This window comes from Photobacterium sp. J15 (genome assembly GCF_963870815.1).
Taxonomy (GTDB): domain Bacteria; phylum Pseudomonadota; class Gammaproteobacteria; order Enterobacterales; family Vibrionaceae; genus Photobacterium; species Photobacterium marinum.
This window is the reverse complement of record NZ_CAWMUI010000001.1, coordinates 461,847-487,881: the sequence shown is the minus strand read 5'-3', so window position 1 is coordinate 487,881 and position 26,035 is coordinate 461,847. Positions and strand designations below refer to the sequence as shown.

Annotated in this window: 22 protein-coding genes; 8 read left to right on the top strand and 14 right to left on the bottom strand. The window is 50.1% G+C overall.

Annotation, left to right across the window (positions count from 1 at the left end; genetic code table 11):
- The first annotated feature begins 157 nt into the window (after positions 1-157).
- The 7 genes from AACQ93_RS02345 (at position 158) to yacG (ending at position 6,235) form a co-directional block, all read left to right on the top strand.
- Positions 158-604 carry a pilin gene (locus tag AACQ93_RS02345; protein ID WP_064601890.1) on the top strand — a complete coding sequence of 149 codons (447 nt, stop codon included), beginning with the start codon at positions 158-160 and terminating at the stop codon, positions 602-604.
- Entirely contained in the window at positions 604-2,319 is a 1,716-nt protein-coding gene (gene pilB, locus AACQ93_RS02340) for a type IV-A pilus assembly ATPase PilB (protein WP_064601888.1), read from the top strand. Before AACQ93_RS02345 ends, pilB begins: the two co-directional genes overlap by 1 nt.
- A 57-nt stretch (positions 2,320-2,376) precedes the next feature.
- Positions 2,377-3,597, top strand: coding sequence for a type II secretion system F family protein (locus AACQ93_RS02335; protein ID WP_064601887.1), 1,221 nt, complete (start codon positions 2,377-2,379; stop codon positions 3,595-3,597).
- A 166-nt stretch (positions 3,598-3,763) separates the two neighbouring features.
- On the top strand, positions 3,764-4,633 hold the full coding sequence (locus AACQ93_RS02330; protein ID WP_064601885.1) for a prepilin peptidase: 870 nt from the start codon (positions 3,764-3,766) through the stop codon (positions 4,631-4,633).
- A 3-nt stretch (positions 4,634-4,636) separates the two neighbouring features.
- Positions 4,637-5,242 carry a dephospho-CoA kinase gene (coaE, locus tag AACQ93_RS02325; RefSeq protein ID WP_064601883.1) on the top strand — a complete coding sequence of 202 codons (606 nt, stop codon included), beginning with the start codon at positions 4,637-4,639 and terminating at the stop codon, positions 5,240-5,242.
- Positions 5,243-5,267: 25 nt separating this feature from the next.
- Positions 5,268-6,005, top strand: a complete 738-nt coding sequence (gene zapD, locus AACQ93_RS02320) for a cell division protein ZapD (protein ID WP_064601881.1) — start codon at positions 5,268-5,270, stop codon at positions 6,003-6,005.
- Between the two features lie 8 nt (positions 6,006-6,013).
- Positions 6,014-6,235, top strand: a complete 222-nt coding sequence (gene yacG / locus AACQ93_RS02315) for a DNA gyrase inhibitor YacG (RefSeq protein WP_007464426.1) — start codon at positions 6,014-6,016, stop codon at positions 6,233-6,235.
- A 72-nt stretch (positions 6,236-6,307) separates the two neighbouring features.
- Here yacG and mutT read toward each other — a convergent pair whose 3' ends face one another.
- Together mutT and secA are read right to left on the bottom strand one after the other, a co-directional pair.
- Positions 6,308-6,709, bottom strand: a complete 402-nt coding sequence (gene mutT / locus AACQ93_RS02310; protein WP_064601879.1) for an 8-oxo-dGTP diphosphatase MutT — start codon at positions 6,707-6,709, stop codon at positions 6,308-6,310.
- Between the two features lie 109 nt (positions 6,710-6,818).
- On the bottom strand, positions 6,819-9,554 hold the full coding sequence (gene secA / locus AACQ93_RS02305; protein ID WP_064601877.1) for a preprotein translocase subunit SecA: 2,736 nt from the start codon (positions 9,552-9,554) through the stop codon (positions 6,819-6,821).
- Between the two features lie 445 nt (positions 9,555-9,999).
- Here secA and AACQ93_RS02300 point away from each other — a divergent pair, with 445 nt between their 5' ends.
- Positions 10,000-10,470 (top strand): DUF721 domain-containing protein, encoded by a 471-nt coding sequence (locus tag AACQ93_RS02300; RefSeq protein WP_064601875.1) that lies wholly within the window; start codon positions 10,000-10,002, stop codon positions 10,468-10,470.
- A 129-nt stretch (positions 10,471-10,599) separates the two neighbouring features.
- On the opposite strand, the gene lpxC is transcribed toward AACQ93_RS02300, so the two are convergent.
- The 12 genes from lpxC to AACQ93_RS02240 all read right to left on the bottom strand — a co-directional run bounded on the left by lpxC (position 10,600) and on the right by AACQ93_RS02240 (position 26,035).
- Positions 10,600-11,517 (bottom strand): UDP-3-O-acyl-N-acetylglucosamine deacetylase, encoded by a 918-nt coding sequence (gene lpxC, locus AACQ93_RS02295; RefSeq protein WP_036799242.1) that lies wholly within the window; start codon positions 11,515-11,517, stop codon positions 10,600-10,602.
- A 120-nt stretch (positions 11,518-11,637) separates the two neighbouring features.
- On the bottom strand, positions 11,638-12,837 hold the full coding sequence (gene ftsZ / locus AACQ93_RS02290) for a cell division protein FtsZ (protein WP_064601873.1): 1,200 nt from the start codon (positions 12,835-12,837) through the stop codon (positions 11,638-11,640).
- A 34-nt stretch (positions 12,838-12,871) separates the two neighbouring features.
- Entirely contained in the window at positions 12,872-14,128 is a 1,257-nt protein-coding gene (gene ftsA / locus AACQ93_RS02285; protein ID WP_007464414.1) for a cell division protein FtsA, read from the bottom strand.
- 70 nt (positions 14,129-14,198) lie between these two features.
- A complete protein-coding gene (locus AACQ93_RS02280) occupies positions 14,199-14,954 on the bottom strand; it encodes a cell division protein FtsQ/DivIB (RefSeq protein WP_064601871.1) in 756 nt (251 codons plus the stop codon).
- Between the two features lie 265 nt (positions 14,955-15,219).
- Positions 15,220-16,680, bottom strand: a complete 1,461-nt coding sequence (gene murC / locus AACQ93_RS02275; RefSeq protein WP_064601869.1) for a UDP-N-acetylmuramate--L-alanine ligase — start codon at positions 16,678-16,680, stop codon at positions 15,220-15,222.
- 14 nt (positions 16,681-16,694) lie between these two features.
- A complete protein-coding gene (gene murG / locus AACQ93_RS02270) occupies positions 16,695-17,759 on the bottom strand; it encodes an undecaprenyldiphospho-muramoylpentapeptide beta-N-acetylglucosaminyltransferase (RefSeq protein WP_064601868.1) in 1,065 nt (354 codons plus the stop codon).
- Positions 17,746-18,957, bottom strand: a complete 1,212-nt coding sequence (gene ftsW / locus AACQ93_RS02265; RefSeq protein WP_007464406.1) for a cell division protein FtsW — start codon at positions 18,955-18,957, stop codon at positions 17,746-17,748. Before ftsW ends, murG begins: the two co-directional genes overlap by 14 nt.
- Positions 18,957-20,294: a UDP-N-acetylmuramoyl-L-alanine--D-glutamate ligase gene (gene murD / locus AACQ93_RS02260; RefSeq protein ID WP_064601866.1), complete on the bottom strand. Its 1,338-nt coding sequence runs from the start codon at positions 20,292-20,294 to the stop codon at positions 18,957-18,959. Before murD ends, ftsW begins: the two co-directional genes overlap by 1 nt.
- Entirely contained in the window at positions 20,295-21,377 is a 1,083-nt protein-coding gene (gene mraY, locus AACQ93_RS02255) for a phospho-N-acetylmuramoyl-pentapeptide-transferase (protein ID WP_007464402.1), read from the bottom strand.
- Positions 21,374-22,765 carry a UDP-N-acetylmuramoyl-tripeptide--D-alanyl-D-alanine ligase gene (gene murF / locus AACQ93_RS02250; RefSeq protein ID WP_064601864.1) on the bottom strand — a complete coding sequence of 464 codons (1,392 nt, stop codon included), beginning with the start codon at positions 22,763-22,765 and terminating at the stop codon, positions 21,374-21,376. The genes mraY and murF overlap by 4 nt, the downstream gene beginning before the upstream one ends.
- Complete coding sequence (murE, locus tag AACQ93_RS02245; RefSeq protein ID WP_064601863.1) at positions 22,762-24,279, bottom strand: UDP-N-acetylmuramoyl-L-alanyl-D-glutamate--2,6-diaminopimelate ligase; 1,518 nt, start codon at positions 24,277-24,279, stop codon at positions 22,762-22,764. The genes murF and murE overlap by 4 nt, the downstream gene beginning before the upstream one ends.
- Positions 24,266-26,035 (bottom strand): penicillin-binding transpeptidase domain-containing protein, encoded by a 1,770-nt coding sequence (locus AACQ93_RS02240; RefSeq protein WP_064601861.1) that lies wholly within the window; start codon positions 26,033-26,035, stop codon positions 24,266-24,268. The genes murE and AACQ93_RS02240 overlap by 14 nt, the downstream gene beginning before the upstream one ends.

The window sequence follows — 26,035 nt, the reverse complement described above, 5'->3', positions numbered from 1 at the left end:
GAAACTGACATGCAAAAAATGCAACACCATGCATTATTTTTCTAACTGTGCCCAGTAACCTTTTTTCGTCATTTTCAATCAGTTGCACTCAGGAACTATGCTGAAGCCACTTTATTTTCGTGCCTGCGGGCATAATTTTCGAAAGGGTTAAATACACATGAAAGGACAAAAGGGTTTCACGTTAATTGAATTGATGATCGTGGTGGCAGTGATTGGCGTTCTATCCGCGATTGCCTTACCAGCTTACCAAAATTATGTAAAAAAATCAGAAGCTGCGGCTGGTTTATCTACGTTAAGATCATTACAGACAAATATTGATAATTTCATAGCTTCAAACTCCGGAGCTTTCCCAGAGGACAGCAACCTAGGTGACCTTGGCGCAGCTAAAAAAATGAATAAATTAGGAGAAATAGCTCTAGACAATAAAGCTCAAACAGTAACTTTTGAATTTAACACCGAAGCATCCATTCCCACTACAGAGACTCTAGTCATGACAAAAGACACAACAACAGGGCTTTGGGGTTGTGAAAGTAAGGTAACTGATGTTGATTTGAAGGGGTGTCCGAAGGCTACAACACCATCTAAACCAAATCCTAAACCATAATGCAAACCAACCTCGCCTCTATCCTGCATCAGGCCGGGCTGACCAGCCTGGTGCAGGAGCAGCAAGTGGTAGATTTGGTGCAGGCCGGAGGCACCAGTGTGCCTTCGGCTCTGGTTCAGCTCGGCCTGTTCAGCAGCGCCGAGCTGGCGCGCCACTTAGAACATCTCTTTGCCATCGCCCTAGTAGACGTCCACCAGTATGACTATGCTAACTGCTGTAAAACCCTCAACCAACGAGACTTAGTACTCAGGCACAAAGTCCTGCCACTGCAATCCACTGACCATACCCTGTATATTGGCCTCAGCGATCCGACTCAACTTGATGCCCTGGATGAGTTCCGCTTTGCCACCGGCAAAAATATCGAACCACTGCTGCTGGAAACCAAGCAACTTGAAGCGTCCATCCGACGGCTGTACGGCAGTGATATCGACGGTAACAAGACGCAAAACGGAAAGGCCTCTTATCAGCGCAGCGTCAGTGATGCTGACCTTGTTGAACTGGTTGATCTCAGTGATGAAGAACTGAGTGGCGATGACACCACAGACTTAAGCCAGGACACAGCACCGGTTACTCGCTATATCAACCAAATACTGCTCGATGCGGTGCGCAAGAAAGCCTCGGATATCCATTTCGAGCCGTACGAAGAAAGCTATAGGATCCGCTTTCGCTGCGACGGGATCCTGCACCAACATGCCACTCCTCCGGCTCATCTGTCACGGCGTCTGTCGACACGCCTAAAGGTCATGTCCAAACTCAACATTGCCGAGCGCCGCCAGCCCCAGGATGGCAGGATCAAGCTCAGGCTGACCTCGACACTGGCGGTTGACCTGCGGGTTTCCACCCTACCGACACTGTGGGGCGAAAAAGTGGTCCTTCGGATCCTCGACAGCTCCAGCGCAAATCTGGATATCGATATCCTCGGCTATAACGATCAACAAAAACAGGCTTATCTGGATGCCCTGCAGCAACCGCAGGGAATGATCCTGATGACCGGCCCGACCGGCAGCGGCAAAACCGTTTCGCTTTATACCGGACTAAAGATTCTTAACACCGAAGAGCGCAATATCTCAACTGCCGAAGATCCGGTGGAAATAAACCTGCCGGGGATCAACCAGGTTCAAATTAACAGCCAGATCGGACTGGGCTTTGCCGAAACCCTGCGCTCCTTTTTACGTCAGGATCCCGATGTCGTCATGGTCGGTGAGATCCGCGATCTGGAAACCGGCTCAATTGCGGTAAAAGCCGCCCAAACCGGACACCTCGTGCTATCGACACTGCATACCAATTCCGCAGCCGAAACCATTACCCGACTGACCAACATGGGGGTGGAAAACTTCAACCTCGCTTCCTCCCTCACACTGATCATTGCCCAACGCCTGGCCCGTCGCCTGTGTAATCACTGCAAAGAAGTCCACCAGCTTGATGATTTTGTCCGGGAAAAGCTCGGTATAGGAACCGACACCACCATTTATCAAGCCCGACTTGATGGTTGTGACGACTGTAACAAAGGCTATATCGGCCGGGTCGGCATTTATGAAGTAATGCCCTTTACCCGAGAGTTGGCAGAAGCACTGATGGCCGGTGCAACCACCCTGGAGCTGGAAGATATTGCCTGTCGCCAGGGTATGCAGAAACTACAACTATCAGGCATAGAAAAACTCAAAAAAGGCATTACCAGTCTGGCAGAACTACAGCGGGTACTGCACTTCAGTTAGATCGTTTTTTTCAAGGCCACAAAACAATTAAAAGAATGACAGCAACAAGGAGTAATCATGTCACAGGCCAATAAAGTTCGTTATTACCACTGGCGAGGCGTAAACCCGGCAGGAAAGAAAATCTCAGGCGTCACGCTGGGATTTCAGGAGCAGGAAATTCGCGCCAAACTCAGCGAGCAGATGATCCAGGTAAAAAAAATCAAGCGGCGTAATCCATCAACACTGAGTAAGCTCAAAAACCAGATGAAGGCGAAAGATGTCACCGCCATCACCCGCCAGCTAGCGACCATGATTGCTGCCGGGGTTCCTGTGGTGCAAGCATTAAAGCTGATGTCCAACAGCCACCACAAAGCCGAGGCCCGTGCCGTACTGACACAAGTGACCATACAAGTCGAATCAGGTGCATCACTTGCTAAAGCACTGAAAACCAGTTCACCGCTGTTTGATAACTTCTATTGTGATCTGGTTGCAACCGGCGAGCAGACAGGTCATCTTGGTGAAATATTCGAACGCGTAGCTACCTACCGGGAAAAAAGCGAAGCAATGCGTAAGAAAGTCGTTAAGGCCATGATTTACCCGGCAATGGTGACTCTGACAGCCATCGGCGTCACCATTATGATGTTGTTGTTTGTTATCCCTCAGTTTGCCGGCATTTTTAGCAGCTTTGGTGCCGAGCTGCCCTGGTTTACCCGTCAGGTGATCAAAACCTCTGACTTTATGATTAACAGCGGGGCCTACCTCGCTATGATTCTGGGTTGTACCCTGATTCTAATGCGATACAGTTATAAGTGCTCGCCGGGGTTCAGGCAGGCTGTTCACCGCTTTAACCTAAAATTGCCCATCATTGGCGGCGTACTGCTCAAAGCCACCGTAGCCCGATTCTCCCGAACTCTGGCAACCACTTTCAGTGCAGGTATCCCGCTACTAAACGGCTTACAGTCAGCCGGGAAAACCGCCGGAAACCTGCACATAGAACAAGCCGTCGAGGATGCCTACAGCAGCACCGCAGCGGGTATGCCTCTGCACATCGCACTGCGCCAAAGTGATGTGTTTCCCGAGCTGATGCTACAGATGACCATGATAGGAGAGGAATCCGGTTCTCTCGACGACATGCTTAACAAGATGGCTAACCTCTATGAGAGTGATGTTGATAACACCGTCGATAATCTCGGTAAAATTATCGAACCTCTGATCATCATTTTTCTCGGAGGCCTGATCGGCGGCTTACTGGTCGCGATGTACATGCCAATCTTCAAACTGATGAGTGTCATTGGCTAATAGCAGGAACTCACTTCGGTTTTCCGGGTCATAAGCACGGGCATATCATCTTCCCGAGCCACAAACCGGCAGCAAATGATTATGAGCAGGAACTGTCACCGTGGCTCTGGGATCTCCCTTTTGATTCCCATACAATAGCAATACAACGAAATATGAGATGTTTTTCATGGAACTGCTGACTTACTATCCCTGGCTTTTTCCTGCCTTTGCAGCCCTGTTCGGCCTGCTTATCGGCAGCTTCCTCAATGTCGTGATCTACCGCCTGCCGATTATGATGGAACGACAGTGGAGAGCCGACTGTGCCGAATGCTTCCCGGAATTTAGTTACACGGAAGACAGCCAGCCGTTTAACCTCAGTGTACCGCGATCACGTTGCCCGCACTGCCAGCACCCCATCAGCATGTTGGAAAATATCCCGGTGATTAGCTGGCTGCTGCTCAAAGGCCGTTGTCGTTCATGCAATGCCAAAATCAGTGCCCGTTACCCGGCTGTCGAACTGTTTACCGCCATTGTTACAGCCACAGTCGCCACAGTCATTCCACCATCAGAGTGGGCTGTCGCTGTGGTCTTTTTCAGCTTTGCCCTGATCGCCCTGACCTTTATTGATATCGACAAGATGCTGCTACCGGATCAAATCACCCTGCCCCTGATGTGGGCCGGGATCCTGGTTGCTTTGCTCGGCTGGGGGCCTGTATCTCTGACCGAATCAGTCGTTGGTGCCATGGCTGGCTACCTATCGTTATGGAGCCTTTACCAGGGCTTTAAGCTACTGACCGGAAAAGAAGGGATGGGATACGGTGATTTCAAGTTACTTGCAGCACTAGGTGCTTGGCTGGGCTGGCAATTATTGCCTTTTGTTGTCCTGTTGTCTTCCTTGGTCGGGGCTATTTGTGGCATCATCATGTTGCGTATGAAAAGTTCAGACTCCCAAACCCCGTTTTCGTTTGGTCCTTACCTCGCCTTAGCTGGCTGGATCAGCATCCTGTGGGGAGAAGATATCCTGAACTGGTACCTGACTTCATATTTAGGACTGTAATTAATGACTATGGTTGTCGGGCTGACTGGTGGCATCGGTAGTGGGAAATCCACTGTCGCCGATCTGTTTGCCCAATATGACATTGATATTATTGATGCCGACATTGTCGCACGAGAAGTTGTCGAGCCTGGAACTCCGGGGTTGAATGCCATTGCTGACAAACTGGGTTCTGACATCCTGTTGACAGACGGCACTCTCAACCGCAGTAAGCTTAGAGATGCAATTTTCAACGATAACAGTCTGAAAAATTGGCTAAATCAACTTTTGCACCCGATGATCCGGGAAAAAATGCAAGCTGATATTGCCCGAGCACAATCGCCATACTGTCTGCTGGTCATTCCGCTGATGGTTGAAAACAACCTGCAGACCATGACTCACCGCCTGTTGGTTGTCGATGTCGACGAAAAAGTGCAGATAGCCCGAACCCGACATCGGGATCAGGTCAATGCCGAACACGTACAAAAAATCCTGGCAGCTCAAGCAAGCCGTGACGAAAGGCTGGCGGCTGCCGATGATGTGATCAGCAACAATGGTGACAGCAGTGAACTAGCCACCAAAGTGGCCAAGCTTCACCAGCAGTATTTAGCGATGAGCCTTCAATACAAATAACGAGTTAACATCGGATAATACGAGTATGCTAACAAACCGCTTTGAACATCCGTTGAATGAAAAAGTGCGTATCTATTTACGGCTTGAGTATTTGATCCGGCAGATGACTCATTCCAGCCAGCTCAATGACCAGTGGCAGCATCAGATTTTCTTTCGCGCCCTGTTCGATCTGCTGGAAATTCTTGATCAGATCCAGGTAAAGTCTGAACTGGCAAAAGATCTTGATAAACAACGAGCTAAGCTGAAAAACTGGCTTAACATTGATGGGGTTGATCAAACCGCCCTGTTAGCAATTCTTGATAACCTGGATATGGCCCATCACAGGCTGATTGCCGCCAACCGCCTGGGCCAGGATATCCGAGAAGACCGTTTTCTAAGCGGTATTAAACAACGCTTCTCAATTCCGGGAGGCAGTTGTAGCTTTGACCTGCCAGCACTGCATCACTGGTTACACTTACCACTAGCCCATAAACAGAGTGATATGGCTAACTGGATGAAACAACTGGCAGAGTTAACTGAAGCCCTGAACCTGTGGCTACGCCTGACCCGCGAGTCCGGCCATTTACAACCTCAGGTAGCTCGTAAAGGTTTTTTCCAGCATGAAGCCGAGGATGCCACCCTGTTACGTCTGGACATTTGCCCTAGCTACGGGGTTTACCCTATGATATCGGGCCACCGTAACCGCTTTGCTATCCGCTTCCTGCCATTTGATGAAGGTGCAAGCATCGCGGAAGCTATCGAGTTTAAACTAGCTATCTGCTGAGGTTCATTGTGACGCAATCTAGCACGCCTTCCCAGGCACAGATCACTATAGTTAAATGCCCAACCTGCAAGACACAGGTTGAGTGGAGCGAAAAAAGCCCGTTCCGTCCGTTCTGCTCTAAGCGCTGTCAGCTGATTGACCTTGGTGAGTGGGCTGAAGAGGAAAAAGCCATCCCGGGTGCGCCTGACATGTCAGATGCTGATGGCTGGTCAGAAGATATGGGTTACTAATCCAGTAAGCGAAAAACAAGAAGCGAGGAAAGCCAAATCATTTCTCGCTTCTCTTCACTTATCACTCGAGCCTTACATAAGCCCCATTAACTTATCCAGTACAACATCATTCGCTTCCGGAAAAGCGTAATCTCGCAGCTCAGAAAGCTTTACCCATCCCCCTGGCTGGCCTTCTTTTCCGTAGGCTTCACCATCAAAACCTTTGATAAGAAAGAAATCAAACTTCAACGCTTTTTCAGGGTAATCGTGCTCTAGGGCAACAAAGTGTTCCAGCTCAGTAACGCGGATTCCCACTTCTTCATCCAGCTCGCGGATCACCGCCTGCTCAGCTGTTTCACCTGATTCCACCTTACCGCCAGCAAATTCCCAAAATCCGCCTTTATGCGCTTTAGCAGCCCGTTTGGTAATAAAAACCTGATCCTGCTGCTCGTTAAGAATGATCCCGGCCGAGATCCAAACGCGTTTTTTATCCATTTAAAGCCTGCTTTTTTGAGGGATAAACACATTCATCCCCTATTTGATTATTGTAAAAAAGGCCGCATAAGCGGCCTTCTTACTGTATCAAAGCTGTAAACCGAATCAATTAGCTCAGTTTTCCGTGACACTGCTTATATTTCTTACCAGAACCACATGGGCAAGGCTCATTACGGCCTACTTTACGCTCACCACGCTGGTATGGAGTAGACTCTTTACCTTCCGCTCCGTCTTCGCTTTCATCAGCAATCTGGCTCTGCGCATTCTGGTGCTGGAACTGCTGGCGACGGGCAAGCTCTTCAGCCTGACGGCGACGCTCTTCTTCCATACGCTCAACTTCTTCTTGCTGTTGTACACGAACCTTACTCAGGATCGCGATAACGTCCGCTTTCAGGTTATCCAGCATGTCTTCAAACAGTTCGAACGACTCGCGCTTATATTCCTGTTTAGGGTTCTTCTGAGCGTAACCACGCAGGTGGATACCTTGACGCAGGTGATCCATCGCAGCTAGATGCTCTTTCCACAGCGTATCCAGGTTCTGCAGCATAACCGTCTTCTCGAAGTTGCGCAGTACCGGAGCACCTACCACTTCTTCTTTCTGACGGTAAATTTCAACTGCTTTCTCGACAATACGCTCACGCAGTGCTTCTTCGTAAAGCTTCTCTTCGCTGTCCAGCCATTCCTGGATTGGCAATTCAAGGTCAAAATCTTTACGCAGGCGCTCTTCCAGGCCAGCAATATCCCACATTTCTTCAAGCGACTGCTGTGGAATGTGACCATCGATAACAGACTGAATGACATCATCACGGTTCTGCTCAATCATCTCGCTGATGTCTTCCGCATTCATCAGCTCATCACGCAGTTCGTAAACAACTTTACGCTGATCGTTAGCTACATCATCGAATTCAAGCAGCTGCTTACGAATATCGAAGTTACGGCTTTCAACTTTACGCTGAGCGTTTTCAATCGCCTTGGTTACCCATGGGTGCTCGATCGCTTCACCTTCTTCCATACCCAGCTTCTTCATCATGTTAGATACACGATCAGAAGCAAAGATACGCATCAGGCCATCTTCCATCGACAGATAGAAACGAGATGAACCCTGGTCACCCTGACGACCTGAACGACCACGTAGCTGGTTATCGATACGGCGAGATTCATGGCGCTCTGTACCAATAATATGAAGGCCACCAGCAGCCAGAACCGCATCGTGTTCTTCTTTCCAGCTTTCTTTAATCTTCGCAACCTGCTCGTCAGTCGGGTTTTCCAGCTTCGCGACTTCATTCTGCCATGAACCGCCCAGTACGATATCCGTACCACGACCAGCCATGTTGGTAGCGATAGTTACTGAGCCAGTCTGACCAGCCTGAGCAACAATGTCCGCTTCCATTTCGTGGAACTTAGCATTCAGAACCTGGTGCTTAATACCTTTACGCTTCAGCTCATTCGATAGCAGTTCAGACTTCTCGATCGAAACAGTACCAACCAATACCGGCTGGCCGCGGCCAACACGCTCGACAATATCATCGATGATGGCAGCAAACTTCTCACGCTCTGTCATGTAAACCAGATCACCCATATCCTGACGAACCATAGGTTTGTTGGTCGGGATAACCACAGTCTCAAGACCGTAGATAGACTGGAATTCGAAGGCTTCAGTATCCGCCGTACCTGTCATACCAGACAGTTTGCTATACAGACGGAAATAATTCTGGAATGTGATCGATGCCAGCGTCTGGTTTTCATTCTGGATCTTCACGCCTTCTTTGGCTTCTACAGCCTGGTGAAGACCTTCAGACCAGCGACGACCCGGCATAGTTCGACCTGTGTGCTCATCAACAATGATCACTTCATCGTCTTTCACGATGTAGTCAACATCACGCTCAAACAGAACATGGGCGCGCAGAGCAGCATGAACGTGGTGCAGTAGACTGATATTAGCTGGCGAATACAGAGTATCGTCTTCTTCCATCATGCCTTTTTGTTTCAGCAGCTCTTCAACATACTCCTGACCGGTTTCAGTCAGGTAAGCCTGCTTGGCCTTTTCGTCAACGGTGTAGTGGCCGTCGCCGCGATATTCTTCTGTATCTTCCTGATCCTGCTTTTGAAGGCTAGGGATCAGGGTATTGATCTTGGTGTACAGCTCAGAGCTGTCTTCAGCCGGACCAGAAATAATCAGCGGAGTTCGGGCTTCATCGATCAGAATGGAGTCCACCTCATCGACTACAGCAAAGAAACGCTCGCGCTGAACACGATCTTCCGGACGGAATGCCATGTTGTCACGAAGGTAGTCAAAACCAAATTCATTGTTAGTACCGTAAAGAACATCTGCCGCGTAAGCTTCTTTCTTTGTCTGTGGCGGCATATTAGGTACGTTAACACCAACAGTCATGCCCAAGAATTCAAATAGCGGACGGTTGGTTTCTGCGTCACGAGCAGCCAAGTAGTCGTTCACGGTTACAATGTGAACACCTTTACCTGTCAGTGCATTCAGATATGCAGGCAGGGTTGCGGTTAGGGTTTTACCTTCACCGGTACGCATCTCAGCGATTTGGCAGTTATTCAGCACCATACCACCGATCATCTGAACGTCGAAGTGGCGCATACCAAAGACACGCTTGGACGCTTCACGAACTGTGGCAAAAGCTTCAGGAAGAAGTTGGTCCAGGGTTTCGCCCTGTTCCAAACGCTCACGGAACTCAACGGTTTTGGCTTTCAGTTCCTCATCTTGCAGGCTTTCGAATTGAGGTTCTAGCTTATTGATTTGGTCAACAATTTTGCGCATACGACGCAGGGTGCGGTCGTTACGGCTACCGATAACTTTGGTCAGTAGTTTTGATAACATGGCGATGCCGTTTTCTCTTTGTTATTTCAGCTTCAGTACTGGCTGAATCGCTTAATCTGGGTTTCATAACCGGGTGTATACCAAACTTAGTCAGCTGGTATGCTCATCCCTGTCCCGTCTGAATCCGCCACAAGTGTGACAACAGAAGCCGACACGAAAAACAAGGGTTATTCAGTTGATATTGTGGTCACCCTGAGCAATTTCAAGGGGAACCCAAAAACAATACTAACGATTTGCTTCATGGCGGCACCTTACCGACAGTAGCAGCTCTTGGCTGCCAGGCATACATGCCATTGCTACTGAAGGCATTCTTTATCCAGCCTTTCAATAGACTTGGTATAATAAGACATATTAACGAAGCCGCCTATGGTTAATGCAGGTGACTTGCTTTTCATATGCGAAAAATTAGAACTTAGCCCTAAATCATGATTAGGAACAGAGTGTAATGCGCGACCATCGTCCCCAATCTACAGCCAGCCTGCTTGATGACAGCCAGTTAGGCAACATCCAGCAACGTGCTATTGCGTTGAGTAAACTCAACAAAGCCGTCAAGGAACACTTGAACTGTGCAGAACACTGCCGGGTTGCCAACTACCGCCAGGGAAACCTGATCATCGAAACTGCCTCTGCGGCCTGGTCGATGCGACTAAACTATGAGCGTAATAACCTGATCCGTAAACTTAGGGAAAAGCTACTACCTAATCTGGCAGATATAGAAGTGAAAGTGAACCCGGCCCTAGCGGCTGTGGAACAGAAAGCACAAGACAAAACACCGGATATTGTACAAAAGCCGATATCTCAGCAGGCCGCTCAATATCTGCTTTCCACCGCACAAAATGCACCGGCTAAAGTAAAAGCCAGGCTGGAGCGACTGGCTGCACTTTCGGCTAAAAAGAAAGAAAATCCTGAAAGGTAGGCGTGAGGAGCGAGACAAATAAAAGCAGTCACATTCCAACCGCATATGGCTCATCCCCCAAAAACAAAAACGCCGGACAATGTCCGGCGTTTTTTTAAATCTGACAGCTTAGCTGCTTCACTGTTGAGCTTACGCTAATACCATACCAGGCTGAGCAAAAGTAACTGGTACTTCGTTCTCTTCCTGGAAAGTAGACCACTCATAAGCTTCCTGATCAGCAAGCACTGCGCGTAGCAGTTTGTTGTTCAGGGCATGGCCGGACTTATACGCACACATTTCACCGATAATATTGTGACCACACATGTACAGGTCACCGATGGCATCCAGTACTTTGTGTGTTACCAGCTCATTATCGAAACGTAGGCCTTCATCATTAAGGATGCGGTAATCATCCAGAACAATGGCGTTATCAAAACTACCACCCAGACACAGGTTCTGTGACTGTAAGTACTCGATATCACGCATGAAACCAAAAGTACGTGCACGGCTGATATCTTTTACGAATGACTGGCTGGAGAAATCCAGCACCAAACGCTGCTGCTCTGATTGAATCGCCGGGTGATTGAAATCGATAGCGAAATCAAGGCGGAAACCATTATGCGGACGCAGTTCTGCCCATTTGTCGCCATCTTCGACGCGAACAGGTTTCTTAATACGCAGGAATCGCTTAGGTGCGTTCAGCGTATCAATACCGGCAGATTGCAGCAGATAAATGAACGGGCTGGCACTGCCATCCATGATCGGAATTTCAGGCGCATCGACTTCGATAATCACGTTATCGATACCCATGCCCGCCAATGCTGCGTTCAGGTGCTCAACAGTCGAGATTCGTACGCCTTCCTCGTTAACGAGGGCGGTACACAGCATTGTGTCACGAACAGAATCAGCATTTGCCGGAAAATCGACAGGTGGATTCAGGTCAGTACGACGGTAAATAACACCGGTATTTGCTGCGGCAGGACGAAGAATAAGCGTCACTTTACGCCCAGAGTGAAGGCCCACCCCAGTCGTTTGCACAATGCTTTTTAGTGTACGTTGTCTAATCATCTGCTCTTCTCAACTATTTATTGCTTATAGCCAATTCATCGGCCCACTGACGACAAAAAATCGAAAATGGGCAGATATTATACCACTGATTACTTGATAACCCAAATAGTTTGCGTTGGCTTAGTCAGCCTGCTTACGCAAAAATGCAGGAATATCCAGGTAATCGTGATCAGCTTGAGGCTTAGATTTCGGCGCAGCAGAAGAAGACGATGACTGCACATTGTTTTCAGCAGCAGGTGACTGCTGAGTCAATGGTGCAGGTTTAGTTTCTTCTACAGCCGGAGCTGCAGGTGCTGCTGGTTTTTCTTGAGCAACAGCCTGAACCGGCTTCGAGCTTGTTACCAGAGTAATGTCTGGCTTAGTCTCTTTACCAATACCTGTCGCTACAACAGTTACACGCAGCTCATCAGTCATTTCAGGATCCAGAGATGTACCGATAACTACGGTCGCATTGTCCGAAGCGAATGCTTTCACTGTGTTACCCACAGTTTCAAATTCGTCAAGACGCATGTCCAGGCCAGCAGTAATGTTAACCAGTACGCCACGAGCACCAGCCAGATCAATATCTTCCAGCAGTGGGCTTGAGATTGCCATTTCAGCGGCTTCCTCAGCACGGTCGTCACCAGTAGCAACACCGCTACCCATCATAGCGTGGCCCATCTCAGACATCACGGTACGAACGTCAGCAAAGTCGACGTTGATCATACCCGGACGAGTGATCAGCTCTGCAATACCCTGTACTGCGTTCTTCAGTACGTCGTTCGCCTTAGCGAAAGCATCCAGCAGCGTAATACCGCGGCCAAGTACCTTCAGCAGTTTTTCGTTTGGTATTGTGATCAGAGAGTCAACGTGCTTAGAAAGCTCCTCGATACCCTGCTCAGCAAACGCCATACGCTTCTTGCCTTCAAAGCTGAATGGCTTAGTCACAACCGCAACGGTCAGAATACCCAGCTCTTTTGCTACTTCAGCAATGATTGGCGCAGCACCAGTACCTGTACCGCCACCCATACCAGCAGCGATAAAGACCATGTCAGAACCCTGAAGCTCAGATTTGATCGCTTCACGATCCTCAAGAGCCGAATCACGACCAACCTGAGGGTTAGCACCGGCACCCAAACCTTTAGTGATATCACCACCAATCTGGATAACCGTATTAACACTGCTCTTACGAAGAGCCTGAGCATCGGTATTTACACTGATAAACTCAACGCCTTCAATCGATTCACGTACCATGTGATCGACAGCGTTACCGCCACCGCCACCAACGCCAACGACCTTAATTACTGCCTCATCAGACATTTCCATCATCGGTTCAAACATTTGTTCTCTCCGTCTTTCCTGTTCGCATCAGGTTTTAAAATTCTTTTCTTAGCCAGCCACTGATTTTTGAGAAGATACCGGAAACCGAACGTTTCGGCTCCAAATCATTCTCATCGAATGTCTGACTGTCCTTTCCGTAATGCAGCAAACCTACTGCAGTTGCATAATGCGGTGACTGGACATAATCAGTCAGGCCACTAAGCTCCAGCGGCTGACCAATTCGTACCTGGTTGCGAAACACTCGCTCGGCACATTCAATCAAACCTTCCATTTGCGCAGAGCCTCCGGTGAGGACAATGCCTGCAGCCAAATGGTGTTTTACGCCCGCATTACGCAGTTGTTCTTGTATTTCCAACAGTTTCTGATTAACCAGACCCAAAAGTTCACTGTACCGGGGTTCAATGACTTCAGCTAAAGTCTGTCTCTGCAAGCTGCGGGATGGACGTCCACCTACACTAGGAACATCCACTTTTTCATCTTTGCTTACCAGCTCACTCAGTGCACAGCCGTATTTTACTTTGATTTCTTCAGCATCGCCCGGTGGCGTGCCAAATGCGTAGGCAATATCACTGGTAACAACATTACCGGCATAAGGGATCACTTCAGCATGGCGAAGCGCGCCGCCAGTCCAGACCGCAAGGTCCATGGTCCCACCACCGATATCGACCACACAAACACCCAGTTCGCGCTCGTCAGCGGTAAGCACGGCATGGCTGGCTGCAAGACCGGAGAAGATCAGCTGATCGACCTTTAAGCCGCAGCGCTCCACTGCCTTGACGATATTCCGAGCCATGTCATTGTGACAGGTAATCAAATGTACACTTGCTTCCATGCGAACGCCTGATAAACCAACAGGGTTTTTAATTCCCTCTTGATAATCAATAGCAAATTCCTGAGGAATTACATGCAAAGTTCGGTGTTCGTCGCTAATTTTTACGGATTTCGCTGTATGAATAACATTATCAACGTCATCCTGCGTTACCTCTTTGTCAGAAATAGGCACCATGCCTTTCTCTGTCTGGCAACGTATATGTTTGCCTGATAACGATAAAAACACTGAGGAAATCTGGCAATCAGCCATCAGTTCAGCCTGATCGACTGCACGCTGAACCGACTTCACCACAGACTCAAGGTCATTGACCCCGCCTTTATCCATTCCCCGTGACGGGCTGCTGCCAACACCGATGACGTTCACGCCGCCATCTGGCAACACTTCCCCAACCAAAGCACATACTTTGGAAGTACCGATATCCAGGCCAACTATGAGTTTCTTATCTGCCGCCTTCGTCATTAGCGCACGCTCTTATCGTTATACCCGCCATTACCGCCAGGCTGTCGCCCGGATCAGCTTCAGCCCGGTATTATTCAGGAATCACTTTCCACCCTACAGCAGCCCCGGTATCGTAGCGCATGTCTACATACTCAATGGCTTTTCCCTGCTGTTCTAATTCCGGATACAGCCGGATAAACCGTTCCAGACGCTCCATCCTGGCTTCTCGGCCCACTTCAAGCCGAACTCCGTTTGTTAACCATATTCGCCAGGCCCGACGTTCATTAAACGCCAATGTAGCAATATCAAACCCGGCAAACTGTAATCTGGGTTGCATCTCCTGCAGCGCAGCCAGCATTTCCCGGCTGCTGTTTTCCGGCCCGGTCAGTTCAACCAGATTTTGCCCGTTAACCTGCTGTGCCGGAGCCTGAAACACATCACCGTTGGTATTTACCAGGTATCGCTGGTTCCATACCGCTGCCGGCTGATGCTCAACCAGAAACACTTTGATTGTTTCTGGCCACTGTTTTCGAACTGATGCCCTTGCCACCCAGGGTAAGTCTTCCAGAACATGCTGAATTTCATTCACATTCTGGGTCATGAAGCTTCCCATGTGATCCAGTTGCAATATTGCCTGACGGACGTCCTCCGTACTCAGATAATGCAACTCTCCCTGAATCACTAGTTGAGAAAGCGGCAAGCGGTTAGCATCTGTCATCCAGTTTATTGCCGCACTAAACAGCCAAACAATAAACCCGATAATGAACAGGAAAAATGCCAATCCCCCCCACTGACCTTTTGTCATTGAAAATGGCAGGGATTCTTTATTCAAGACTGCATCAGCCATATTTTTGTACGTTTACCTTACCTTAGCAGCTACTTTCTCTTCTAAAATTAACCATTTAGAACAGATTTTGGCGCTTTGGACTATCAGGCAGGAGCACACAAAGTTGATCGATTATACCGACCAACCCGCAGCACTCCAACTATTGTTGGATTTTTCCTTACATATCCTTCGAGCAAAATCAGATAACAGCTCCTGATCAGGACACTTTGCCGCCTGAAAAACATGCAAAGTTTATGCCTTTAACGCAACTTTTTAGGGTTTCGCCTTAGTTTTCACTCATTACTGAGATATCCAGCTTCATTTCAGCCAGTTTTCGTGCAATTTTGCCGACATCACCGGCTCCCTGTGTCAATACCAAGTCGCCTTCCTGAATAATATTGGCCAGTGCCGACGGCAAAGCATCACTGTGCGGCACAAAAATCGGATCAATCTTGCCGCGTCCGCGAATAGTGCGGCAAAGAGAGCGGCCATCAGCACCGGCAATCGGCTTCTCACCTGCCGGATAAACATCAAGCATCACCAGCACATCAACCTGTTCAAGAACATTCGCAAAGTCTTCATACAGATCACGAGTGCGACTGTAGCGGTGAGGCTGGAACACCATCACCAGGCGTTTTTCTTCCCAACCGGCACGTGCCGCCTTAATTGTCACATCCACTTCGCTCGGGTGGTGACCATAATCATCGACCAACATTACCTTACCATTGCCAGTCTCATACTCACCCAAGTGATCAAAGCGACGGCCTGTACCTTCGAACTCAGCCAGAGCACGGATAATCGCCTCATCCTCAACGCCTTCTTCGGTAGCCACGGCAACGGCAGCCGTTGCATTTAGGGCATTATGGCGACCAGGAATATTCAGTTTTACCTTCAGCGCAGGTTTCCCTTTACGTAGTATTGAGAAGTGTCCCTGCTGTCCGCGCTGGTCATAATCAACCAGACGTACATCAGCATCTTCTGAGAAACCATAGGTAATCACCTGACGGCCAATTTGCGGCAACAATTCACGGATCACCGGATCATCAATACACATCACCGCCAAACCATAAAACGGCAAATTATGGAGGAAATCGATGAAAGTCTGCTTAAGTACCTCAAAATCACCACCATAAGTTTCCATATGGTCGGCTTCAATGTTGGTCACCACACACACCATAGGTTGCAGGTGCAGGAACGAAGCATCGCTTTCATCCGCTTCCGCAATCAGGTAACGGCTTGAACCAAGGCGCGCATTGGTACCGGCACTTTTAACCAGCCCACCGTTCACAAATGTCGGATCCAGATCTGCCTCAGAGTAAATCTGGGTAACCAGCGCAGTAGTGGTTGTCTTTCCGTGAGTGCCGGCAATAGCAATACCGTGGCGGTAGCGCATTAGTTCAGCCAGCATTTCCGCCCGACGGACAACCGGGATCCGAAGCTCGCGTGCAGCCAGTAGTTCCGGGTTTTCAGCGGCAATTGCTGTCGACACGACAACCACACTGGCACCACGAACATTATCCTCGGCATGGCCAAAGAAAATGTCCGCTCCTTTTGCCGTCAGACGCTCTGTCACCGCATTCGGTGCCAGATCTGAACCACTGATGCGGTAGCCTTCATTAATCAGTACTTCTGCGATACCACTCATTCCGGCACCGCCGATCCCAACAAAGTGAATACGCTCAACTCGGCGCATCTCTGGCACCATGGTTCGAATTTTGGCTAGCTGCTGGTTATCCAGTTTACTCATCACTCTGTCTCGTCTTATTTGTTTGCCAGCGACTTAATGACATCGGCCACCCGGGCGTCAGCATCGAGGATCGCTGCATCGCGTGCTGCCGTTGCCATCTGTACAAGCGCATCACGGTCTAATTGTTTTAATTCATCGGCCAAACCTTGAACGGTCAGATCCGGCTGCTCAATCATCCTTGCGGCACCACACTTGACCAAATGGTCTGCGTTCAGGGCCTGCTGGCGATCTTTGTGCATAAAAGGAATAAAAATGGCGCCAACACCAGCCGCAGACAGTTCTGACACTGTCAGTGCACCGGAGCGACATACCACAATGTCAGCCCAGTTATACGCCTGGGCAACATCATCAATAAACTCTGTCACCTTATGTGGAACATCGGTTTTCGCAGCATAAGCCTGCTCGGTTTCCAGCTGACTGCCTTTACCGGCCTGATGCCAGATAGTAACGTGTTCACCAAGTAAAGCGGCGACTTCTGGCATGGTCTGATTGAGGATACGCGCGCCCTGGCTACCGCCCATCACCAGAATCCGAACTGGCCCCTTACGATCCGCAAAACGCTCGTCAGGAAGAGGCAGTACAGTGACATCGTTACGTACCGGGTTGCCGACAACCTCTCGGCCAGGAAATGCCCCTGGGAATGCCTGCAGTACTTTGGCCGCAATTCGTGACAACCATTGGTTAGTCAAACCGGCAACTGCATTTTGCTCGTGCAAGACAACCGGCACACCGGATAGCCAGGCTGCTACGCCACCCGGTCCGCTGACATAGCCGCCCATACCTAACACCACATCCGGCTGCCAGGCTTTGATATATTTCCGGGCTTGCATAATTGCACCGACAATCTTGAATGGTGCAGCTAACAGGCGTGCAACGCCTTGGCCACGCAAGCCTTTCACTTTGATGAAATCTATCTCGATACCATGCTTAGGGACCAGATCGGCCTCCATCCGGTCAGCCGTGCCGAGCCAGCGGATTTCCCATCCTTCTTCCTGAAGTTTCTTGGCCACAGCCAGCCCGGGAAAAACATGGCCGCCGGTACCGCCGGCCATCACCAGTAAACGTTTATTCTTCTTCATTTTCTTCGTTTTCTTCTAAATCTTCCGCAGGACCATATCTGGCAGCTAATCGCTGTTCATGATCGATTCGAATCAAAATGGCAACCGCCGTTGCCATAATAAATAAACTGGAGCCACCGTAACTGATCAGTGGCAAAGTAAGGCCTTTCGTCGGCACCAACCCGGCCGCCGCCCCAACATTGACCAATGTCTGGAAGGCAAACCAGAAACCAAAGCCGAAAGCCAGAAAACCGCCAAACAGCTGGCCGGTCTGCAGACAGCGTCGTCCAATAAACAGGGCCTTAAAAACAAGTGCAAACAATAGCATAATAACAATCGTAACACCTAACAGCCCGACTTCCTCTGCCAATACCGCAAATACAAAGTCGGTATGCGCTTCAGGCAAGTATTCCAGCTTTTGAATTGAGTTACCTAGCCCTTGTCCTAACCAGTCCCCCCGGCCGAACGCCATCAGTGACTGAGTCAACTGATAGCCACTACCGAACGGGTCTTCCCAGGGATCCATAAATGAGGTCACTCGCCGCATACGGTAGGGTTCGAAAACGATCAGCAGGATAATTCCCATTACCGCCATTGCCAGCATCGCAAGAAACTGCCACAACCTGGCTCCAGCGATAAATAGCATCCCAACCGTGGTGACAAACATCACTACGAACGATCCCAAGTCCGGCTGCTGCAACAGTAAAAAAGCGAGAATACCAAGCACAATCAAAGGCTTGATGAAGCCATAGAAACTATCGCGAACCTGATCATACTGGCGTACCAAGTAACCGGCCAGGAAGATAAACAACGACAGCTTGGCAACCTCTGCCGGCTGGAGGTTAAAAATCCCCAGCGGGATCCAGCGTGATGCGCCGTTAACAGAACGCCCCACCGCCAATACAGCTATCAACAAGACAATGGACACCAGCAACATAGGCACACTGAGTTGACGCCAGCGGGCCAGCGGGATCTGTACCATCACACTGGCAATAACCAGTGAACAAAGGAGAAATACGCCGTGGCGCAGGGCAAAATAAAACGGCATATCCGTAAGACGGGTTGCTACCGGCACTGAAGCCGATGTCACCATCACCAGTCCGGTAACCATTAATGCCAGCGCAATCCAAACCAGCTGGCGATCATACATGCATGGTGCTGCAGGTCGGGTGAACCAGTCACTGACCGCAGACCAATTCTCCTTGATCTGCTCCAGCATTAATTTGCTCCGGCGACTTTATACTGCAGTTCGTTAGCCAGCGCGACAAAAGCATCGCCCCGTGCCATAAAGTTGGGGTACTGATCAAAACTGGCGCAAGCCGGTGAGAGCAATACCATGTCTCCGGCCTGGGCTGTATCTGCCGCTATTTGCATTGCCTGCTCCATGGTTTCTACCGATAACGGTGCTTCAACAAGCGAAGCGAAATGATGGCCATCCCGGCCATAACAGTAAAGCTGTACGTTAAGATTAGCCAATACTGGCTTTAGTTCAGAAAAATCAGCGCCTTTTCCGTCACCACCAACTAAAAGGTGCAGCTTACCTGACAGGTTCAGTCCTTTCAGGGCTGCCAGGGTACTGGCAAGGTTGGTCGCCTTAGAATCATTCACCCACCGCACATCCTGATGGTTTGCCACCAACTGACAGCGGTGTGCCAAGCCATTATAACGCTGAAGAGCCCGACATGCGGCATCATGACCGATACCAGCAGCATCTGCCAAAGCTAAAGCCGCCAGGCTGTTGGCGACATTATGACGACCAACCAGAGCGATCTGGCTTGTCACCATTACCGGCTGCTGGTCAACGGCAAGATACTCTTCGCCATTTACCGTAACCAATCCGTAAGCTTCAGAATCAAAACCGAAGCTGGTCATAGCACCATAAAAATCAACCGGGCGTGTTGCCAAATCATCGCGATTAAATACCGCCAGTTCTGCGTGGCGGAAAATACGCATCTTGGCCTGACTGTAATCTTCCAGACCGTTATAACGATCCATGTGATCTTCAGAAAGGTTCAGGTATACCGCTGCTTTGAGTTTCAGGGATGATGTTGTTTCCAGCTGAAAGCTCGACAGCTCAAGTACGTAAAGGTCGTGATCCTGAGCCAGCATATCCAAAGCGGCAAAACCGATATTACCGCCAACACCGACATTGATACCGGCTTCTTTAGCCATTTCGCCAACTAAGCTGGTGACGGTGCTTTTACCGTTAGAGCCGGTAATCGCCACCACAGGCTTGGTTACGGCGCGGGCAAACAGCTCGATATCGCCAACAATTTCAATGCCAGCTTCGGCTGCCTGCACGAGTTCCGGTGTTGCCAGCGCAATACCTGGACTGGCGACAATCATATCGGCAGCCAGCAACCAGTCCATACTCCACTGACCGCTGCAAAGTGCTACCGATTCCGGCAATTGATCCTGGCCTGGTGGCGTGCTGCGGGTGTCGATCACTTTAATATCCAGTGGCTGTGGCAAACGCAGCAAATGCTTCACCACCGACAGGCCTGTCATTCCCAGACCGATTACCACAACGTTTTTCACACCATCCAAGCCTTTCATTTAACGTACCTTCAGTGTTGCCAGGGCAATCAAAACCAACATAAGAGTAATGATCCAGAAACGGACAATTACGCGCGGCTCCGGCCAGCCTTTTAGCTCGTAGTGGTGATGGATAGGTGCCATACGGAAAATACGCTGACCACGCAACTTGTAAGAACCCACCTGCAGGATCACAGATACAGTTTCCATTACGAATACACCGCCCATCACAACCAGCAGCAGTTCCTGACGAACCAGCACAGCAATGGTACCCAGCGCCCCACCAAGTGCCAACGAACCTACATCGCCCATAAATACCTGTGCTGGATAAGTGTTGAACCACAAAAAGCCAAGACCCGCACCGACAATCGCGGTACAGACGATAACCAGTTCACTGGCATCTTTCAGATACGGAATATGCAGGTAGTTCGCGAAGTTAACGTTACCTGTCGCCCAGGCAATAAATGCCATACCGGCAGCAACCATCACGGTTGGCATAATTGCCAGACCGTCCAGGCCGTCTGTCAGGTTAACGGCATTACTGGTACCGACGATGACAAAATAAGTCAGAATGATGTAGAACAGACCAAGCTGCGGCATAACATCTTTAAAGAACGGCACAACCAGCTGAGTCGCTGCGGTATCCTGCCCATGCACATACAAGGCAAACGCCACACCGAATGCAATCACTGACTGCCAGAAATATTTCCAGCGCGCGATCAGGCCATCAGTATTTTTACGCACTACTTTACGGTAATCATCGACAAAACCGACAGCACCATAACCAAGCATGACTGTCAGTACCGCCCAAACGTACGGGTTGGACAGATCACACCAAAGCAGAACCGTGATTGATATGGCAGCCAGGATCATAAGCCCGCCCATTGTCGGGGTACCACGCTTACTGAAGTGAGACTCTGGACCTTCGTTACGAACAACCTGGCCAATCTGCAACATTTGCAGGCGTGCGATCAGGCGCGGTCCCATCCACAAAGAGAGCAGCAATGCTGTCAGGATACTGATGATCGCGCGGAACGTCAGGTACTCAAACAAGCGGAAAAAGGGAAACGTAGACTGTAATACGTCAGCTAACCAATAAATCATTGTGTGTTTTCCTGCAGTGCGACAATGACGTCTTCCATCCGGGAGCTGCGAGCCCCTTTTGCCAGCACTGTAACTTCTGTTTTTTGTGAATTAAGTTGTTCAGTCAGTTGTTGGATTAACGCTGACTTATCATCAAAATGTCGGCCGTGGTTCAACTCACTGACCACTGCACTGGCTTTACCGTAAGTCAGTACACGATCCAGTGATTTACCCATGGCGTACTCGGCAACTTCACGGTGCAAAGCCGCGCTGTCCTCTCCCAGCTCAGCCATATCACCCAGCACAAACCAGCGCTGACCGGAGAAAGTCGCCAGCAAATCAATCGCCGCCTTTACCGATGCCACACTAGCATTGTATGTATCATCAATCAGGCGCAAGCCTTCGCGAGGTTGGGTAACCTCTACCCGGCCTTTAACATTTTCAACCAGCTCTAGGCCGGTTTTAACCTGCTCAAGTGTCACGCCCTGCGCAATAGCCAATGCCGCCGCCGCCAGGGCATTTGCCACATTATGAACGCCAGGCATAGTCAGTGCGACAGATACATCACCGCAAGGGGTGTGCATTGTAAAACAAGCGCGCCCCTGACTGTTAATAATAATGTCACTAGCTGAGAAGTCGGCCGCAGCCTGAGTCGCTGAAAACGTCACAACCTTATGATCAGCCAGCAATGGTTGCCAAAGCGCCTGATCGTTAGAGTCCAGATTAATCACCGCCGTCGCCTGGCTGATATCAGCAGAAGCAAGCGGTGTAAGGCCTTCAAAGATTTCGCCTTTTGCCTTGGCAACCCCTTTAAGTGAACCAAAACCTTCAAGGTGTGCTGCTGCCAGGTTGTTAATTAAGGCAACCTGAGGCTTCACCAGATTCGTGGTGTAGGAAATTTCATGCTGATGGTTAGCTCCCAGCTCAATCACCGCAAATTCATGCTCAGGAGTCAGGCGCAGCAGAGTCAAAGGAACGCCGATATCATTGTTGAAGTTGCCTGCCGTCGCCAACACTTTTCCTTTGCGAGCCAGGATAGCCGCGGCCATTTCCTTAACCGTGGTTTTGCCACAACTGCCGGTCAGCGCCAGGGTTTTCAGGCCACATTGCTGTTCCATTTGCAGCTTCACCCAGGCCCCCAGCTGACCTAATGCCAAACGGGTATCCGCGACCACCAGCTGAGGCAACGCAACAGGTAAGTGCCTGCTTACCAACAGCGCGTCAGCGCCATTGTCCATTGCTGTCTGGCAGAAGTCATGGGCATCAAAACGCTCACCTTTAAGCGCGATAAATAACGTTTTATCAGCAATTTTACGGGTGTCTGTCGAGACATCGGCAATCGTTCTGTCATCACCGATCAACTCGGCACCTAAAACTTTTGCCAGTTGCGAAAGCTGAACTTCAATCATGCGTCATTCTCCAGTAATGCCTGCACTGTCTCGCGATCTGAGTAATGAATTGTGCGATCCGCCAGAATCTGGTAATCCTCATGACCTTTACCAGCCACCAGAACAATATCTTCAGAGCCAGCTTGAGTTAGTGCCCACTGACAAGCCTCACGGCGGTCATGGAGCACTTTGGCTAATGCGGGCTGCTTCAGGCCCGCCAGCATATCTGTAACAATCAGCGCCGGGTCTTCACTGCGCGGGTTGTCATCGGTCAGGATCACTTTATCGGCCAGGTTTTCAGCAATTGCCGCCATCATCGGGCGCTTGCCTGTATCACGGTCACCACCACAGCCGAAAATACACCATAATTTTCCGTCGCAGTGCACACGCAGGGCATGCAGCGCTTTTTCCAGTGCATCTGGTGTATGAGCATAATCAACAACCATCATAGGTTTGTCAGTTTTCTGAAAAACCTCCATCCGGCCAATCACCGCCTGAAGCTGTGGTGCGGTTTCCACCAGGCGCTCAAGCGGATGACCCATTGCCAGCAAGGTTGCCAGTGCCAGCATCAGATTCATGACATTAAATGAACCAACCAAAGGCGCGGTAAACTGACCAGCTCCCCAAGTTGAGTTAAACGCTACTGTGACACCTTGTGTGCTGTAGACCACATCTTCCAGCCACAGAGCCGGGCCCTGATGCTGCGCCAGAGAGGCTTTATCGCTCGTAACAGCTACCGCCTGAGGCAGCGTTACCAGCCAGTCACGCCCAACAGGATCATCGGCATTAATCACGGCAATGCCTGCGTGGTGTTCGGTAAACAGCAATTTTTTCGCTTCGGCATAAGCGGCCATGTCACCGTGATAATCCAGGTGATCACGGCTTAAATTAGTGAAAATACTGGCGGCAAAATTCAGGGCCTTAACCCGCCCCTGAACCAAGCCATGGGAAGAAACCTCCATGGCGGCAAAATCCGCACCGTCATTGACCAGCTCAGACAGCACCTGCGCAATTTCAATCGCACTACCGGTTGTGTTTACAGCAGGCTTTAGCTGCTCCAATAAACCATTTCCAGTCGTGCCCATCACTCCGGCGCGGTAATTCAGTAACTGCGCCCACTGTGCCAGCAACTGGCTGATTGTCGTTTTACCGTTAGTGCCGGTTACCGCGACCAGCTTAAGCTTTTCATCCGGCATACCATAAAAGCGGCGGGCCACAGCCGATAGCAGCGCCCCTAAATCACGCAGATAAATGATTGCAATGCCATCCTGACAGGTTACTTCACCATGTTCAGCAACGCCCTCTGCCTCGGCCAGTATTACAGCGGCCCCAGATTCAATCGCTGCGGGAATAAACCGACGTCCGTCAACCGCATGTCCTTTAACGGCAACAAACACTTCGCCGCTACGTACCTGACGGCTGTCTAACGTCATACCGGCCAGTTCAAGTTCGGCCAGTCCGGCAGGCAACGCCTCGGCTGCAATCCATGGAGACAACAAGGCTCCCAGTTGATTATTCTGATTAAGTACCGGCATGCGCATTGCCTCTGTTGTGTACAATATTTAATTTTTCATTTGTCCCGGCATCCGGCGGCACATTCAGGATCTGAAGTGCACTTTCCATCACTTCCGAGAAGATCGGTGCTGCAATGGCACCACCATAATATTTATCGCCCTGCGGCTCATTGACGACCACCACCATCGCAATACGCGGGTTACTGATCGGAGCCAGACCAGCAGTCATCGCGACATATTCATCGCTGTAACCACCGGCAGCGGCTTTCTTTGCGGTACCCGTTTTGGCACCAACGCGGTACCCGGGCACGGCTGCACGTTTGGCACTACCATCTTTGCCAGTTACCATTTCCAGCATATTCAAAAGTTTGCGGGTATTTTCAACCGATGCGATCTGACGCCCCGGTACAATTTGTTCTGTTTTCAAGATCGACAGCGGACGGTTAATCCCGATCGAACCTAACGTGGCATAAGCTCGGGCCAGCTGGATTGGCGTCACCGAAATACCGTAACCAAAGGCCAGGGTTGCACGTTCAAAATCAGACCAGCGACGACGATCCGGGAAGAATCCCTGCGCTTCACCGATCAGGTTAATCCCGGAGGCATCTCCCAACCCGACACTGCTGTACATTCCCAGCACCGCATCGACCGGCATCGCCAGTGACAGCTTACTGACCCCGATGTTACTGGACTTCTGGAGGATCCGGGCCAGATTGGCTTTACCGACTTTAGATACGTCACGTACCCGGCTACCGCCAACCTGCATAATGCCGTTGCCAGTATCGATAATGGTATCCTCATCAGCGACACCATTTTCCATCGCCGCCAGTACCACAAACGGTTTAATAGTCGAGCCCGGCTCCATGGCATCAGTAATGGCACGGTTACGCATCCGGAAACTCTGAAGCTGATCCCGGTTATTCGGGTTATAAGATGGAGCATTCACCATTGCCATAATTTCACCGGTACGAACATCCACCATCACAATGGTGGCTGACGTTGCACGGTAATCAGCAACCGCCTGTTTAACGGCGCGGTAAGCAACAGCCTGAAGGCGCTGGTCGATACTCAATATCAGCGGCTTACCCGGCTCTCTTTGCTTAAGGGAGATATTCTCAACAACCCGGCCATAGCGGTCTTTACGTACGGTGCGACGTCCTGGCTCTCCGGTCAGCCAACCGTCATAGGTCCGTTCAACCCCTTCAAGGCCATGACTGTCGATACCTGTCACCCCAATCAGGTGGGCACTGACTTCACCGGCAGGATAAAAACGGCGTGACTCATCTTTAAGGCCAACTCCCGGCAGTTTCAGCTTACCGACGTAAGCCGCCATCGCCGGGCTCACCTGGCGCTGCAGGTAGATAAAACGACGCTGTTTGTTCTTTTCAATGTGGGACAACAACTGGCGACGCTCCAGCCCCAACACATCCGCCAGCGCATACCAGCGGTCTTGCTGTTCAAGACCACCATTTTTGAAAATCTGTACAGGATCGGCCCAAACAGCCTGAACCGGAACACTGACCGCCAGTGATTCACCGTTACGATCAGAGATCATACCGCGGGCAGAAGGCATAGCTTTGACCCGAAGGGAGCGCATGTCCCCTTCCTGAATCAATTTGCCCGGTTCCAGAACCTGGATGTACGCAGCGCGCCCGACTAACGCGAGCACAGCCAGAGCAACGCAAGCGCAAATAACACCAAAGCGCCACGGGATAAAAACCGGTGGCGCTTTCTGGCGACGCTGATTCTTAGATTGTTGACGCTTAAATATCTTCAT